This is a genomic window from Achromobacter sp. SIMBA_011, from assembly GCF_046535435.1.
GTDB classification, from domain to species: domain Bacteria; phylum Pseudomonadota; class Gammaproteobacteria; order Burkholderiales; family Burkholderiaceae_B; genus Achromobacter; species Achromobacter dolens.
In genome coordinates, this window is the sequence record NZ_JAWRWN010000502.1 from 1 (window position 1) to 270 (window position 270).

Annotated in this window: 1 protein-coding gene; it reads right to left on the bottom strand. The window is 65.2% G+C overall.

Going from position 1 to position 270, the window contains the following annotated elements:
- A partial coding sequence (locus tag SB816_RS31900; protein WP_410548229.1) for a TonB-dependent receptor domain-containing protein occupies positions 1-270 on the bottom strand: 270 nt, incomplete at both ends.

The window sequence follows — 270 nt, forward strand, 5'->3', positions numbered from 1 at the left end:
CTCAACGCATGCAGGCGCAATTCGTCCCACGTGTGGTCGACGCTCGCGCTGAAGGTCTGGCGCGGCCGGCGGCTCAGCCAGCTTTCGTTGGTCACGTCCTGCGGATTCAGGATGCCCACCGCGATGCTGACCGGCGTCGACCGGCCGATCGTCCCCTTGTACGACAGGTCGATGCCGCGGATATGCGCGCGGCCGATGTTCATCGGCGAGAACGTCGCCGGGTTGTACGCGATCAGGTTGTTGACGCGCGTGTCGTAAATCGCAGCGCTG